We start from the raw sequence: 12,652 nt of genomic DNA, 5'->3' as shown, positions 1-12,652 counted from the left end.
TAACGTGTGCGATAGCAGGCGGCAACCGGACTTTTGGAAAATTCAATGCTGCAATCCAACGTGCAATCCCGGCAGGAGCTCGTCAGCCTTGCGGCCGCCGGCGTGCGGCGCAAGGGCCGCTGGCTGGTCCGCGGCGTGGACCTCTCCATCGCCCGAGGCGAGATCGTTACGCTGATCGGCCCGAACGGGTCGGGGAAATCGACCACTGCCAAGATGGCGATCGGGGTGACGCGGCCGGACGAGGGCGGCGTGACGCGTATTCCCGGCCTGCGTGTCGGCTACGTTCCGCAGAAGCTCGCCATCGACTGGACCATGCCGCTGACGGTCGAACGTCTGATGACGCTGACGACGAGCCTGCGGGAGCGCGAGATCGAGGCCGCACTCGAGGCGACCGGCATCCGCCATCTCGCGCGTGCGGAAGTGCAGCACCTGTCGGGGGGCGAGTTTCAGCGCGCCCTGATGGCCCGCGCCATCGCCCGCAAGCCCGATCTGCTCGTGCTGGACGAGCCGGTGCAGGGCGTCGATTTCTCCGGCGAGATCGCGCTCTACGAGCTGATCAAGACGATCCGCAACACCACCGGCTGCGGCATTCTGCTCATCTCCCACGATCTGCACGTCGTCATGGCCGAAACCGACACCGTCGTCTGCCTCAATGGCCATGTCTGTTGCCGCGGCACGCCGGAGGCGGTCAGCCGCAGCCCGGAGTATCTTCGTTTGTTCGGCACGCGCGCCAGCCAGACGCTGGCGGTCTACAGCCACCACCACGACCACACTCACCTGCCGGACGGCCGCGTCCTGCATGCCGACGGTTCGGTCACCGATCATTGCCATCCCGCCGACGGTCACCATCATGGCGACGCTCATCACGGCGACGCGGGCAGCCGGCCCGGGCCGATGCGGATCCCGCATGCGCATGGGCCGGATTGCGGCTGCGAGCCGCCGGCAACGGCCGGGACGAGCGGGGACGAAACGCAGGAGCGGCGCGATGCTTGACGATTTTTTCACCCGCGCGCTGCTTGCCGGCATAGGCCTGGCGCTGACGACCGGACCGCTCGGCTGCTTCGTCATCTGGCGGCGGATGGCCTATTTCGGCGACACCATGGCGCATTCGGCGCTGCTGGGCGTGGCGCTGTCGCTGCTGCTGCACGTCAACCTGGCGGTCAGCGTCTTCGCCGTCGCCGCGGTCGTGTCGCTGACGCTTCTGCTGCTGCAGAAGCGCGGCTCGCTGTCGACGGACGCGTTGCTCGGCATCCTGTCGCATGCGACGCTTGCGACGGGGCTGGTGATCGTGTCCTTCATGACCTGGGTGCGGATCGACCTGGTCGGCTTCCTGTTCGGCGACATCCTCGCCGTGACGCAGGCCGATGTCAGCCTCGTCTGGGGCGGCGGCATCCTGGTCCTGCTCGCCATCGTCTACATGTGGCGGCCGCTGATCGCCTCCACCGTCAACCCGGAACTCGCCGCTGCCGAAGGGCTGGAGCCGGAGCGGGCCCGCCTGGCCTTCATGCTGCTGATGGCGCTGGTGATCGCGATCGCTATGAAGATCGTCGGCATCCTGCTGATCACCTCGCTTCTGATCATTCCCGCGGCGACGGCGCGCCGCTTCTCCGCCGGTCCGGAGACGATGGCGGTGCTCGCCTCGCTGTTCGGCGCCGTCGCGGTCGCCGGCGGCCTGTTCGGCTCGCTGAAGTTCGACACGCCGTCCGGCCCGTCGATCGTCGTGGCGGCGCTGGTGCTCTTCCTCGCCAGCCTGCTGCCGCGGCGCGGCGAACACAGCAGCATCGCCGCCGCGCAACCCGAAGGGGGCAACAGATGACACAGATGACACCCATGAAACAGCTGACCCGCAACCAGTCGCTGGTGCTCGATGCGCTGTTGCAGGCCGAGGCGCCGCTCAGCGCCTACACGATCCTCGACAGGCTGCGCGACGAAGGATTTCGCGCGCCGCTGCAGGTCTATCGGGCGCTCGACAAGCTGCTCGACCTCGGTCTCGTCCACCGCCTTGAGAGCATCAGCGCCTTCGTCGCCTGCGCTCACCCGCATCAGGGATGCTGCGCGCATGGTCTCACTGCCTTCACCATCTGCGAAGCCTGCGGCAAGGTGACGGAGTTTCATGACCATCTGATCGAAGAGCGGCTTGGCGCCTTTGCCCGCGACCACCAGTTCCGGCCCGGCAAGGCCACCATCGAGGTCCGCGGCCACTGTGCCGGCTGCGCCTGACGCCGGAGCTAGTTTTCAGCGCCACGCTGTAGGCCTGTTCGTCACATCTTGGCGCCGAAACCGGCTCCCTTTCATGGACACACACTAGCCGGCGCGCCCTTCAGTCGAGCCGGCGCAGTTCCGCCTTGAAGCGCTTCCAGTTGCGCACATAGCTCTCGGCCGACGTCTTCAGCCCCTCGATCGCCGTCTCGTCCAGCATCCGCACCACGCGAGCCGGCGAGCCGACGATCAGCGAATTGTCCGGAAACACCTTGCCCTCGGTCACCAGCGCCCCGGCGCCGACGAGGCAGTTGTTGCCGATCACCGCCCCATTCAGCACCGTCGCACCCATGCCGATGAGCGAATTGTCGCCGATCGTGCAGCCGTGGATGATCGCGCCGTGGCCGATCGTGCAGCCTTCGCTGATCGTCACCGGCTTGCCGGGATCGGTGTGGATGACGGTGTTCTCCTGGATGTTGGTGCGGGCGCCAAGGGTGATCGGCTCGTTGTCGCCGCGCAGGGTCGCGCCGAACCAGATGCCGACATCCTCGCCGATCACCACCTTGCCGATCACCTGCGCATCTGGGGCGACCCAGTAGCGTTCGTCGGCGGGCAGGGTGGGGACGTGGTTGCCGAGTGCGTAGAGCGGCATGGAGACCTCCTCAGGTCAGTTCAGTTCAGTTGAGGGCGGGGCGTAGCGCCGCCGCCTCCGCAGGCAAGGGTGCGCCCCGGCCGCTGCGGGGGGGGGCTGTGAAACTGGCGGCGCCGGCGGTGTCGTTCGGCTGCATGACGGCCGTCCGGGCGGCGGCGGGAAAGACTGGCGGCATGGCGGTTCTTTCCGAATCGTTCCCACTCTAGCACCGTCCGGCGCTGCCAGGCCAAGCCGGAGGGGGAGCGAGGGTGGTTTTTCCGGGCTCCTTGCGCTATGAGCGGCGCGAAACCATTTTTCTCGGGCAGGACGGCACCCGGCGTTTTGGCGCGGCTGTGGTCCCGGCTTGGCAACCCTACCCACACCAGACGCGGACGGACCATGTATCAGCAGGCACTCAGCACCGGGCAGAAAATCTTCGCCACGGCGCCGATGATCGACTGGTCGGACCGGCACTACCGCTATTTCGCCCGGCAGCTGACGAAGAACGCCGTGCTCTACACCGAAATGATCGTCGCCGACGCGATCCTGCGCGGCAACCGCGACAAGCTGCTCGGCTATGACGCGGTCGAGCATCCGCTGGCGCTGCAACTCGGCGGCAGCGATCCGCAAAAACTCGCGGAGGCGGCGCGGATCGGCGAAGACTTCGGCTATGACGAGATCAACCTGAATGTCGGCTGCCCGTCCGACCGGGTGCAGTCCGGCACCTTCGGGGCCTGCCTGATGCGCGAGCCGCAGCTGGTGGCCGATTGCGTCGCGGCGATGAAGGCGGCGGTCAGCATTCCGGTGACGGTGAAGTGCCGCATCGGCGTCGACGACCAGGACCCGGAGGTGGCGCTGCGCGACCTCGTCGCCCGCGTCAAGGCTGGCGGCGTCGACGCCGTCTGGGTCCATGCGCGCAAGGCCTGGCTGCAGGGGCTGAGCCCGAAGGAGAACCGCGACATCCCGCCGCTCGACTACGGCCTGGTGCGGCGGCTGAAGGCGGAAAACAAAAATCTTTTCATCGGGTTGAATGGCGGTCTTCATACGCTGGAGCAGGCGGTTGCCGAGATCGGCCGGCCGGGCGAGGGGCTGGATGGCGCCATGCTCGGCCGCGCCGCCTACCAGGACAGCGGCATGCTGACCGGGGTCGATGCTGTGTTTGCCAATCCGCTGGCGGACATGGTTCGCCCTGTTGCCTCTGCCGAAAAACCCCTCCCCAACCCCTCCCCACAAGGGGGAGGGACTTTGGCGGCCGACGCGGCCTTCTGGGCGGGCGTGCGGGACGCGATGATGGATTATGCCGAGCGGGTGATCGCCGGCGGCGGGCGGCTGAACCATGTGACCCGCCACATGGTCGGGCTGTTCCAGGGGGTCCCGGGCGCACGGCGCTACCGCCAGATTCTGTCCGCCGACGCCACGAGGCCGGCGGCGGGGTCGGGGGTGATCGAAGCCGCCTTTGCCGCGGTGCTGGAGGCGTCGGCCGCCAGGGCTGCGGCCGAGTAGGAGACGGCTGGCACCACCGGGCCGCCGGCGGGGAGAAGATGCCGGACATCAGGGGCGCGCAGTCCGGAAGCACCGGGCAGGCGCATGCACCCTCCGCCCTTTCCGGAAGGACGGGGCAGGTCCGCGGCGGGACTGAACTCCCCGGGAGAGTGGGGCAAGCGCGCGCACTCACCGACTTTTCCGGAAGGGAGCGGGCAAGTGCGCGGCGGCAGTGGCCTCCCCGCGAGGGTCGGACAAGCACGCGGCCGCAGCGACCTCCCCGGGAGGGCGGGCGGCAGCGACCTTTCCGGGCGGGCGGGGCAGGCCCGCGGCGGCACTGAACTCTCCGGGGGAACTGGGCAATCGCGGAGAGGCAGTGGCCTGCCCGAGAGGGTCGGACAAGCGCGCGGACGCGGCGACGCTCCCGGGAGGGCCGGACCAGCGCGCGGCGGCAGCGACCTTTTCGCAAGGACGGGGCAGGTCAGCGGCCGCGCCGGGCTTGCCGGGCGGGCGGGGCAGGCGGGCGGGCACGCCGCCGGTCAGCTGCGGCGCGATCGGCCTGGCGCGGATGTACCGCAGGAAATCCCGATATTCCACGAGGTCGTCGCCGGCATAGGGCGGGCCCGACAGGAGTTTCTGGGCGCGGCGGCGGGCGGAAAACCGGTCGCGCAGGGCGCCCTGCCGCGGCAGCAGGGCATCCAGGATCTCGACGGCCGCCTCCTGCAGTTCGCGGTCGTCCGGATCGCGGCTGAGCGGTTCGACCGGCGTCGACGGGGCGAAGGCGAGGGTTTCGAGCAGCCGCGCCGTTTCCGCCAAAAGGGCGGCGTGGACGGCCAGGGCGTCGGGCGGCGCGCTGCCGAGGCAGTCCGGCCGGCCGTCGCGGCTGCGCATCAGGCAGCCGCGGGCGCGGCGGCACGGCCGGCAGCGGCAGACGAGTTCGTGAAAGAGCAGCAGGGTGGCGGCGCCGTAGGCGAGCGCCCGCAGGACGCCGTCGTCGAGGCGGCTTTCCGGTTTTCTGGCCGGTGCGGCGGGAATTGCAGTCGGCATGGGCTTGCTCCTTTGCGTCTGTCAGCGGTGCCGGGGGCGGTGCCGCGTCGCCCGGCCGCCGCACCACCGGCCCTGTCCCGTCCTGTCCTGTCCCGGGGCATCGCGCCTGGGGCGCGCGCACCGCGCATGCGCCTGCGGCCACGCCCGGCCTGCCGTCGTGGTTCCCAAAAATCTGCTTTCGGACGGGGCGCTGGAAGCTGCCTCATCTGAAATGTGTGTGTGGCACCTTCCGGCGCCCCGTTCGGCGGTTTCTGCCCGCAAACGCGGTCCTCTGCCTCGCCCGCCCTGGAGGCGGACGCCCTGTGTGCCACCGCTCGGGCACGTCCGGTGCGCAACTCGGGTTTTTCTGCCCGCCGTCACCAGAGGGGACCAGTCTCGCAGGCCCGGATCATGAGGTTTCGCGTCTGTCCCTCACGCCCCGCGCCGTCCCCGCCTCGCCGCAACGCCTTGCGGTGTATCCGCGGCGGGATGGGGGGATTATGGCATGGGCGAAGGGGGCGGGGATGAAATGGGGGTGGGGGTGTTGATTTTGTTGGGCAATTGGGCTGGAGTGTGCACGTAAGGCGGAGGCGTCGCAGTATTATAAACTTTGCCGAACCTAGGAACTATAATTTTAAGGAATTTGATCATGGCGGTAGAGACTATTGCTGCGTCGATTGCAGCACAGGGATTTTCAGGACTACTAGGCAATCTTGCAACATCATACGTTCAGCGCAAGATTAAGGCGCTAAGCTCAAATGGCGACGAGATAAAAACAGATCTAAATGATCATTTACATAGCACTTTTCAAAAATGTATCGAAATAAAGACAATATTAAGCGACAAGAAGCCAGAGAAAACTCTAGATCTTTATGTGGATGAAACTTTTGACGTCGATGGAAAGGAAGTCGATCAGTATACCCTCGTCGAGAAGGTGAAGAAGGGAGCTGCCTGCGTAATTACTGGCACGGGCGGAGGGGGTAAGTCGATGTTTATGAGGTATTTGTGGCTTTCATTCTTTGAAAATCCGGAAGGCAGAATTCCGTTTTTCCTTGAGCTTCGTCAACTGAATTACTTCACGCACAATAGTATATCAGACTTTATTTTTCACTCAATTATTAAGTCTGGATCCAGTATTTCTCAGTTGAATTTTTCGAAGGCCTTAAAGCAAGGTGAGTTTGTTCTATTTTTTGATGGCTTCGACGAAATCAATCATGATCAGCGCGAAAAAGTCGAGCAGATGATCATCTCATTGCGAGAAGCCAATCCAAATCTTACCATTATAGTAACAAGCCGTCCCGATGACAGATTCCATGGCTGGCAGCAATTTGAAATATGCAAGGTTCGGCCACTGAAAAAGAATCAAGTTGTGGAGTTAGTTCAAAAGGCTCCATATGTTGATGAGTATAAAAAAACGTTTCTTTCGCAGCTTGATAAATTATATGGCTCTCATGAAAGCTTTCTGACCACGCCACTTCTTGCGTATATGATGCTTGTTACATTTTCTTATAATCAAGACATTCCAAAGAAAATGTTCCTATTCTATGAGCAGGCTTTTGAGGCGCTTTATACGCGTCATGATCTTACGAAAGGCGGCTATCGCAGAAAGCTTTACACTGGACTGGAGAGACAAGAGCTAATCAAGCTTCTGTCTTACTTTTGCTTGAAAAGTTATTATGATGAGAATTTTGAATTTACTGATGTAAATTTGAATGAGACGATCGATAAGGCAAAATCAATTGAGGGAATTGATGTCGTAAACGAGAATTTTATTAAGGATATGTCGGAAAGCATATGCTTATTGAAGAAGGAAGGTATAGTTTATAGCTTTACGCATAGGAGCTTCCAGGAATATTTTGCTGCCAATTGCATTGCGAGGGTAGCGAATAGAAATGTAGAGAAAATGTTTTTCGAATTTTCGAATAGGTACAATGATTCGGTAATGCAGATGGTTTATGATATAAATACGGATTTATTTAGGGAGAAGTATATAGTTCCTTCTGCTCATAAATTTGATTATTTCTTTTCTAAGGGGAGGGATGAAGGTCTTTTTGAGTGTTTTGCCGAAAATGCTAATCTAAAAATACAATATGACATTTCTCACGGGCGGAAATATTTCCACCAAGCGAAGTCAAGTCGTCAAAAAAAGGTAATTCCGCGTCGAATGTACGCTCATTACGACGTTACTCATGAAGGAACGTTGCATTCATTTTACCAAAACATTTTGCGCGTAACTGGAAATAAAGTGGCGCAAAGTATAAATGTTTCCGAATTCCACAAATCAGACGAAGGCTTTATGAGGAAGGCTGTTGATCTGATTAAGGATCCCGAGATAAAAATGATATCGCTTTCCGCCGAAGGTGGGGAGCTGCGATTTCTAGAGGTTAATCCAGAGCTTTCTAAATTATTGGTTGAGGGGCTGGGAAAATCTGGAATTGTACACTACATGCGGTTGAGTGTTGAATATTTCTACGACTTCGTAAACTCTGAGGTAGAGAAATACCGTCATGTAAGTAAATCCTTCGAGGAACTCTTTTGAGCTCGAATTAAGTATTGGGCGGTGAACATACGACACAGTTCACCGCCCGGGCCGCCCCGTCTTGCCCTTCGTCTTTTCCTTGCGCCCCTGCTCGGCCGGGTCCTCGTAGGAGCCGACGCCGACCTTGCCGCGGACGACGGTCAAATTCTCCGTCATGCCGGACTTGATCCGGCATCCAGGCACGGCGCGTCTGCGCCGTGAACGACTTCATGGCAAATTGAGTTGGCGCACTGGAATGTGTCTTCTGCGCGATGGACATCGCGCGCTGGATGCCGGATCAGGTCCGGCATGACGGTGGTGGAGGGGCACGCGGTGGCTGGCTCCCGGATCAGGTCCGGCATGACGGGAGGAGGGGCGGCCTGTCGGGTCGGCGAGCCGGCGTAGGCCGGATCAGAGGCCGTGCAGGTGGTGGGCGATGTCGGCCCAGTCGGGATTGGCGGCTTCGATCAGGTCGAGCTTCCATTTGCGTGGCCAGTTCTTGATGGCCTTTTCGCGGGCGATGGCGTCGGTGACGAGGTCGTGTTCCTCGAACCAGACCAGCGTCTTGACGCCGTAGCGACTGGTGAAACCGGGCGTCAGGTCGTTCTGGTGCTCGTAGAGGCGGCGCGGCAGATCGGTGGTCACGCCGGTGTAGAGCGTGCCGTTGCGTTGCGAGGCGAGGATGTAGACGTAGCCCTTCATGGCGGGAGGATGCGGGTGAACGCGCAGGATGGCAAGCTGGAGTTGCGGCGGATTGAGATCTCACCGTCATGCCGGACTTGATCCGGCATCCAGCCACGGCGCGTCCGCGCCGTGAATGAAGCCCTGGGCAATTATAGAAAGGAGTCTCCCGCGCGATGGACATCGCGGCTGGATGCCGGATCAAGTCCGGCATGACGAAGGAGGTGCGGACCGGTGAGTGCGCCCCAAGGGCTACCGTCCCGGCCGCCCCGTTTTGCCCTTCGTCTTGGCCTTGCGCGCCTGCTCGGCCGGGTCCTCGTAGGAGCCGGCGCCGATCTTGCCGCGGACGACGGGCTTTTCCGGGAGTTTTCCCGTCACCGGCTTTTCGGTGCGGCCGACGGTCATTTCGTCCAGGGTGTTCTTGCGGAACAGCGACTGGGCGGCGGGGATCTCCGTGTCGGTGCCCGGGCCCATGTTGCCGAGCGAGGGTTTCTGGAAGAGCGAGCGGCCGCCCGTTCCCTCCCCCTTGTGGGGAGGGTGGCCCGAAGGGCCGGGAGGGGTTTTGCCCGGGGCTTGCCCCTCCCCAACCCTCCCCACAAGGGGGAGGGAGCCGGTCGTGCCAGCCGCTGCCGTCTGCCTCCGGCCTGAGCCTTCGGCGCTCCGCGCCTCTTGCCGCGCCATCGGGTCGTCCAGGACGGCAAGCTCGGCGGCCTTGAGGCGCTTGATCTCGTCGCGGATGCGGGCGGCCTTTTCGAAGTCGAGGTCGGCGGCGGCGTCGCGCATGGCCTTTTCCAGGGCGTCGAGATGGGCCTGCAGGTTGTTGCCGACGAGGTGGCCTTCCTCGGCAAAGCCCTTGCCGCCGACGCCGGAAATGTCGGCGCGGACGTGGTCGCGCTCGTAGACGCTGTCGAGGATGTCGGAGATCTTTGCCTTCACCGATTCCGGCGTGATGCCGTGCTCGGCATTGTAGACCATCTGCTTCTCGCGGCGGCGGCTTGTCTCCTCCATGGCGCGCTGCATCGAGCCGGTGACCTGGTCGGCATAGAGGATCACCTTGCCGTCGACGTTGCGGGCGGCGCGCCCGATCGTCTGGATCAGCGAGGTTTCGGAGCGCAAAAACCCTTCCTTGTCGGCGTCGAGGATGGCGACGAAGCCGCATTCGGGAATGTCGAGGCCCTCGCGCAACAGGTTGATGCCGACGAGGACGTCGAAGGCGCCGAGCCGCAGATCGCGAATAATCTCGATGCGCTCCAGCGTGTCGATATCACTGTGCATGTAGCGCACGCGAATACCCTGCTCGTGCAGGTATTCGGTGAGGTCCTCGGCCATGCGCTTGGTCAGCACGGTGACGAGGGTGCGGTAGCCGCGCTGCGTGGTGTCGCGGATTTCGCCAAGGACGTCGTCGACCTGGGTCTTGGCGGAGCGGACCTCGACGGGCGGGTCGATCAGGCCGGTCGGGCGGATCACCTGCTCGGCGAAGACGCCGCCGGCCTGCTCCATCTCCCAGGCGCCGGGGGTGGCGGAGACGGCGATCGTGTCGGGGCGCATCGCGTCCCATTCCTCGAAGCGCAGCGGGCGGTTGTCCATGCAGGAGGGCAGGCGGAAGCCGTATTCGGCCAGCGTCGCCTTGCGGCGGAAGTCGCCGCGGTACATGCCGCCGATCTGCGGGATGGTGACGTGGCTCTCGTCGATGAACACCAGCGCGTTGTCGGGGATGTATTCGAACATCGTCGGCGGCGGCTCGCCGGGCTTGCGGCCGGTGAGGTAGCGCGAATAGTTCTCGATGCCGGCGCAGGAGCCGGTCGCCTCCAGCATCTCAAGATCGTAGCGGGTGCGCTGCTCGAGGCGCTGCGCCTCCAGCAGGCGGCCGGCCTTCTCCAGCTCCTCGAGGCGGAATTTCAGCTCCTCCTTGATCGACTTGATGGCGGCGTTCAGCGTCGGGCGCGGGGTGACATAGTGCGAGTTGGCGTAGATTTTTACGCTCTTCAGGTCGCCGGTCTTCTGGCCGGTCAGCGGGTCGAACTCGGTGATCGCGTCGATCTCGTCGCCGAACATCGAGATGCGCCAGGCCGCGTCTTCCAGGTGGGCCGGGAAGATCTCGATGGTGTCGCCGCGGACCCTGAACGAGCCGCGGACGAAGTTGATGTCCTGGCGCTTGTACTGCTGGGCGACGAGGTCGGCCAAGAGCTGGCGCTGGTCGAGCCGGTCGCCGACCGTCATCTGGAAGGTCATGGCGGTATAGGTCTCGACCGAGCCGATACCGTAGATGCAGGAGACCGAGGCGACGATGATGCAGTCGTCGCGCTCGAGGATGGCGCGCGTGGCGGCGTGGCGCATGCGGTCGATCTGCTCGTTGATCGACGAATCCTTCTCGATATAGGTGTCCGAGCGCGGCACATAGGCCTCGGGCTGGTAGTAGTCGTAGTAGGAGACGAAGTACTCGACGGCGTTGTCGGGGAAAAAATTCTTGAACTCGGAATAGAGCTGGGCGGCGAGCGTCTTGTTCGGCGCCAGGATCAGCGCCGGGCGCTGCGTCGCCTCGATCACCTTGGCCATGGTGAAGGTTTTTCCCGAGCCGGTGACGCCGAGCAGCACCTGGCTGCGCTCGCCGCTGTTGAGGCCCTCGACGAGGTCGGCGATCGCGGTCGGCTGGTCGCCGGCCGGCTCGTAGTCGGAGACCATGCGGATTGGAATGCCGCCCTCCGACTTTTCCGGCCGGGGCGGGCGGTGCGGCGTCCAGATCTCGCCGTTCTTGTGCAGGGGGTTGCCGGATTCGATCAGTTTTGCCAGCGCATCGACGGTGGCGGTGACGGCCGAGCCGGCGTTCAGCGAGGAGGCGTCCTCGAGGTTGACGTCGAGGCCGGCGACCGGGTTGAGGCCGGCTCTGGCGCGGGTCTTCGGGTCGGAGGAGGCGCCGATCGACACGCCGCGGGCGGTCTTCTGGGCGCTGACGGCCGCACCGCCCTTCGGGCTGGCCTCCGCCCAATCTCCTTCTTGCGCGCCTGCGGCGTCGCGGGAGCGCGCCGGACGGCCGGCGGCGGCCGCCTGGCCGCTGCGCTTCGCTCTGGCCGCCGCTTCCGCCTTCTCCGCATGCTGGCGGGCGGCATTCTCGACCTTCTTGCGGTGCTTGCCGGCCTTCGAGGCGATGTCGCGCTGGCTCTCGATCGCCGAGGCCTCGGCGTCGGCCTCGAGCTCACGCACCCAGTCGGCGACGCTGCCGGAATAGGGCGCGCCCTCGAAGTCGGACTGCGGGGCTTCCTCGAAGCCGCGGTTCGAGGACGGGGTTTTCTTCGGTGATCTGGCCATGGGGGGAATATGGACAGAGTCCGGTCGAAAGGGAAGGGGCAACGGGTACAAAAGGGAAACGAATTGGCCGGCGACAAGCCACGCCGCGAGGCGGTTCGGCAGCTTGATAAGGGCTGATCCAAACAATCGGCCTGCGTCTGTTGATCGCCTAGGGCACGACGACCCCCTGGAACGGTCCGAAGAAGCAGATGGTGCCGAGCAGCGACGGCGGAACCGCGCAGACGAACTGCGGCGTGTAGCAGTGGAAGCCGACGGCTTGGTTCTAAACATCGAGGGTTCCAGCTACGAAAAGACGCCTGCGTTATTGCCGTTCAGCGGCTGCGAGGCAGCAGAAGGGCGTGACGGCAATCGCTAAATCGACACGCAGCGGAGTTGCTTGATCGGATAAGAAGGTGCAGACCTTTGACGGACAGCGCCAACCGACACGGATGCTCCCATGCCTTTCGCATTGAACCCCACGGCCGTCTGGCCGATCGTCCTGCTCTGCCTCTCCAATGTCTTCATGACCTTCGCCTGGTACGGCCATCTCAAGGTCAAGGCGGCGCCGCTCTTTGTGGTGGTGCTGGCCAGCTGGGCGATCGCCTTCTTCGAGTACTGCCTGGCGGTGCCGGCGAACCGGATCGGCCACCAGGTCTATTCGGCGGCGCAGCTGAAGACGATCCAGGAGGTGATCACGCTGGTGATCTTCGCCGGCTTCTCGGTGTTCTGGCTGAAGGAGAGCCTGACCTGGAACCACCTGGTCGGCTTCGCGCTGATCGCCGCCGGCGCCGCCTTCGTCTTCAAGGGATGACGCTCGTCAGGGCAAGATG

The 12,652-nt window shown here is 63.4% G+C and carries 10 protein-coding genes; 6 read left to right on the top strand and 4 right to left on the bottom strand.

Features of this window, described 5'->3' with window-relative positions:
- Positions 1–45 precede the first annotated feature (45 nt).
- Genes C7449_RS11585 through C7449_RS11575 form a run of 3 tightly spaced genes read left to right on the top strand, consistent with a single transcriptional unit; the run spans position 46 to position 2,220 of the window.
- Positions 46–993 (top strand): ATP-binding cassette domain-containing protein, encoded by a 948-nt coding sequence (locus C7449_RS11585; RefSeq protein ID WP_108002951.1) that lies wholly within the window; start codon positions 46–48, stop codon positions 991–993.
- Positions 986–1,816 carry a metal ABC transporter permease gene (locus tag C7449_RS11580; RefSeq protein WP_108002950.1) on the top strand — a complete coding sequence of 277 codons (831 nt, stop codon included), beginning with the start codon at positions 986–988 and terminating at the stop codon, positions 1,814–1,816. Before C7449_RS11585 ends, C7449_RS11580 begins: the two co-directional genes overlap by 8 nt.
- A 14-nt stretch (positions 1,817–1,830) precedes the next feature.
- On the top strand, positions 1,831–2,220 hold the full coding sequence (locus C7449_RS11575) for a Fur family transcriptional regulator (RefSeq protein ID WP_374828276.1): 390 nt from the start codon (positions 1,831–1,833) through the stop codon (positions 2,218–2,220).
- 100 nt (positions 2,221–2,320) lie between these two features.
- On the opposite strand, the gene C7449_RS11570 is transcribed toward C7449_RS11575, so the two are convergent.
- Positions 2,321–2,851 carry a gamma carbonic anhydrase family protein gene (locus C7449_RS11570; protein WP_108002949.1) on the bottom strand — a complete coding sequence of 177 codons (531 nt, stop codon included), beginning with the start codon at positions 2,849–2,851 and terminating at the stop codon, positions 2,321–2,323.
- A 378-nt stretch (positions 2,852–3,229) separates the two neighbouring features.
- Here C7449_RS11570 and dusA point away from each other — a divergent pair, with 378 nt between their 5' ends.
- Positions 3,230–4,333 (top strand): tRNA dihydrouridine(20/20a) synthase DusA, encoded by a 1,104-nt coding sequence (dusA, locus tag C7449_RS11565; RefSeq protein ID WP_108002948.1) that lies wholly within the window; start codon positions 3,230–3,232, stop codon positions 4,331–4,333.
- Between the two features lie 168 nt (positions 4,334–4,501).
- On the opposite strand, the gene C7449_RS11560 is transcribed toward dusA, so the two are convergent.
- Positions 4,502–5,359, bottom strand: a complete 858-nt coding sequence (locus tag C7449_RS11560; protein ID WP_108002947.1) for a hypothetical protein — start codon at positions 5,357–5,359, stop codon at positions 4,502–4,504.
- 628 nt (positions 5,360–5,987) lie between these two features.
- Between C7449_RS11560 and C7449_RS11555 the strand changes: the two genes are divergently transcribed.
- Positions 5,988–7,877 carry an NACHT domain-containing protein gene (locus tag C7449_RS11555; RefSeq protein ID WP_108002946.1) on the top strand — a complete coding sequence of 630 codons (1,890 nt, stop codon included), beginning with the start codon at positions 5,988–5,990 and terminating at the stop codon, positions 7,875–7,877.
- A 390-nt stretch (positions 7,878–8,267) separates the two neighbouring features.
- Here C7449_RS11555 and C7449_RS11550 read toward each other — a convergent pair whose 3' ends face one another.
- Together C7449_RS11550 and uvrB are read right to left on the bottom strand one after the other, a co-directional pair.
- Positions 8,268–8,558 (bottom strand): GIY-YIG nuclease family protein, encoded by a 291-nt coding sequence (locus tag C7449_RS11550; RefSeq protein WP_108002945.1) that lies wholly within the window; start codon positions 8,556–8,558, stop codon positions 8,268–8,270.
- Positions 8,559–8,789: 231 nt separating this feature from the next.
- Positions 8,790–11,843 carry an excinuclease ABC subunit UvrB gene (gene uvrB / locus C7449_RS11545; protein WP_108002944.1) on the bottom strand — a complete coding sequence of 1,018 codons (3,054 nt, stop codon included), beginning with the start codon at positions 11,841–11,843 and terminating at the stop codon, positions 8,790–8,792.
- Between the two features lie 436 nt (positions 11,844–12,279).
- Here uvrB and C7449_RS11540 point away from each other — a divergent pair, with 436 nt between their 5' ends.
- Complete coding sequence (locus C7449_RS11540; protein ID WP_108002943.1) at positions 12,280–12,633, top strand: DMT family protein; 354 nt, start codon at positions 12,280–12,282, stop codon at positions 12,631–12,633.
- The last annotated feature ends 19 nt before the right edge of the window (positions 12,634–12,652 follow it).

This window comes from Mycoplana dimorpha (genome assembly GCF_003046475.1).
GTDB lineage: Bacteria > Pseudomonadota > Alphaproteobacteria > Rhizobiales > Rhizobiaceae > Mycoplana > Mycoplana dimorpha.
This window is presented reverse-complemented; position numbering and strand designations above follow the sequence as displayed.

Excerpts from the sequence above, each read along its gene's own strand:
- C7449_RS11585 (WP_108002951.1), top strand. The coding sequence starts at position 46 with ATGCTGCAATCCAACGTGCAATCCCGGCAGGAGCTCGTCAGCCTTGCG.
- C7449_RS11580 (WP_108002950.1), top strand. The coding sequence starts at position 986 with ATGCTTGACGATTTTTTCACCCGCGCGCTGCTTGCCGGCATAGGCCTG.
- C7449_RS11575 (WP_374828276.1), top strand. The coding sequence starts at position 1,831 with ATGAAACAGCTGACCCGCAACCAGTCGCTGGTGCTCGATGCGCTGTTG.
- C7449_RS11570 (WP_108002949.1), bottom strand. The coding sequence starts at position 2,851 with ATGCCGCTCTACGCACTCGGCAACCACGTCCCCACCCTGCCCGCCGAC.
- dusA (WP_108002948.1), top strand. The coding sequence starts at position 3,230 with ATGTATCAGCAGGCACTCAGCACCGGGCAGAAAATCTTCGCCACGGCG.
- C7449_RS11560 (WP_108002947.1), bottom strand. The coding sequence starts at position 5,359 with ATGCCGACTGCAATTCCCGCCGCACCGGCCAGAAAACCGGAAAGCCGC.
- C7449_RS11555 (WP_108002946.1), top strand. The coding sequence starts at position 5,988 with ATGGCGGTAGAGACTATTGCTGCGTCGATTGCAGCACAGGGATTTTCA.
- C7449_RS11550 (WP_108002945.1), bottom strand. The coding sequence starts at position 8,558 with ATGAAGGGCTACGTCTACATCCTCGCCTCGCAACGCAACGGCACGCTC.
- uvrB (WP_108002944.1), bottom strand. The coding sequence starts at position 11,843 with ATGGCCAGATCACCGAAGAAAACCCCGTCCTCGAACCGCGGCTTCGAG.
- C7449_RS11540 (WP_108002943.1), top strand. The coding sequence starts at position 12,280 with ATGCCTTTCGCATTGAACCCCACGGCCGTCTGGCCGATCGTCCTGCTC.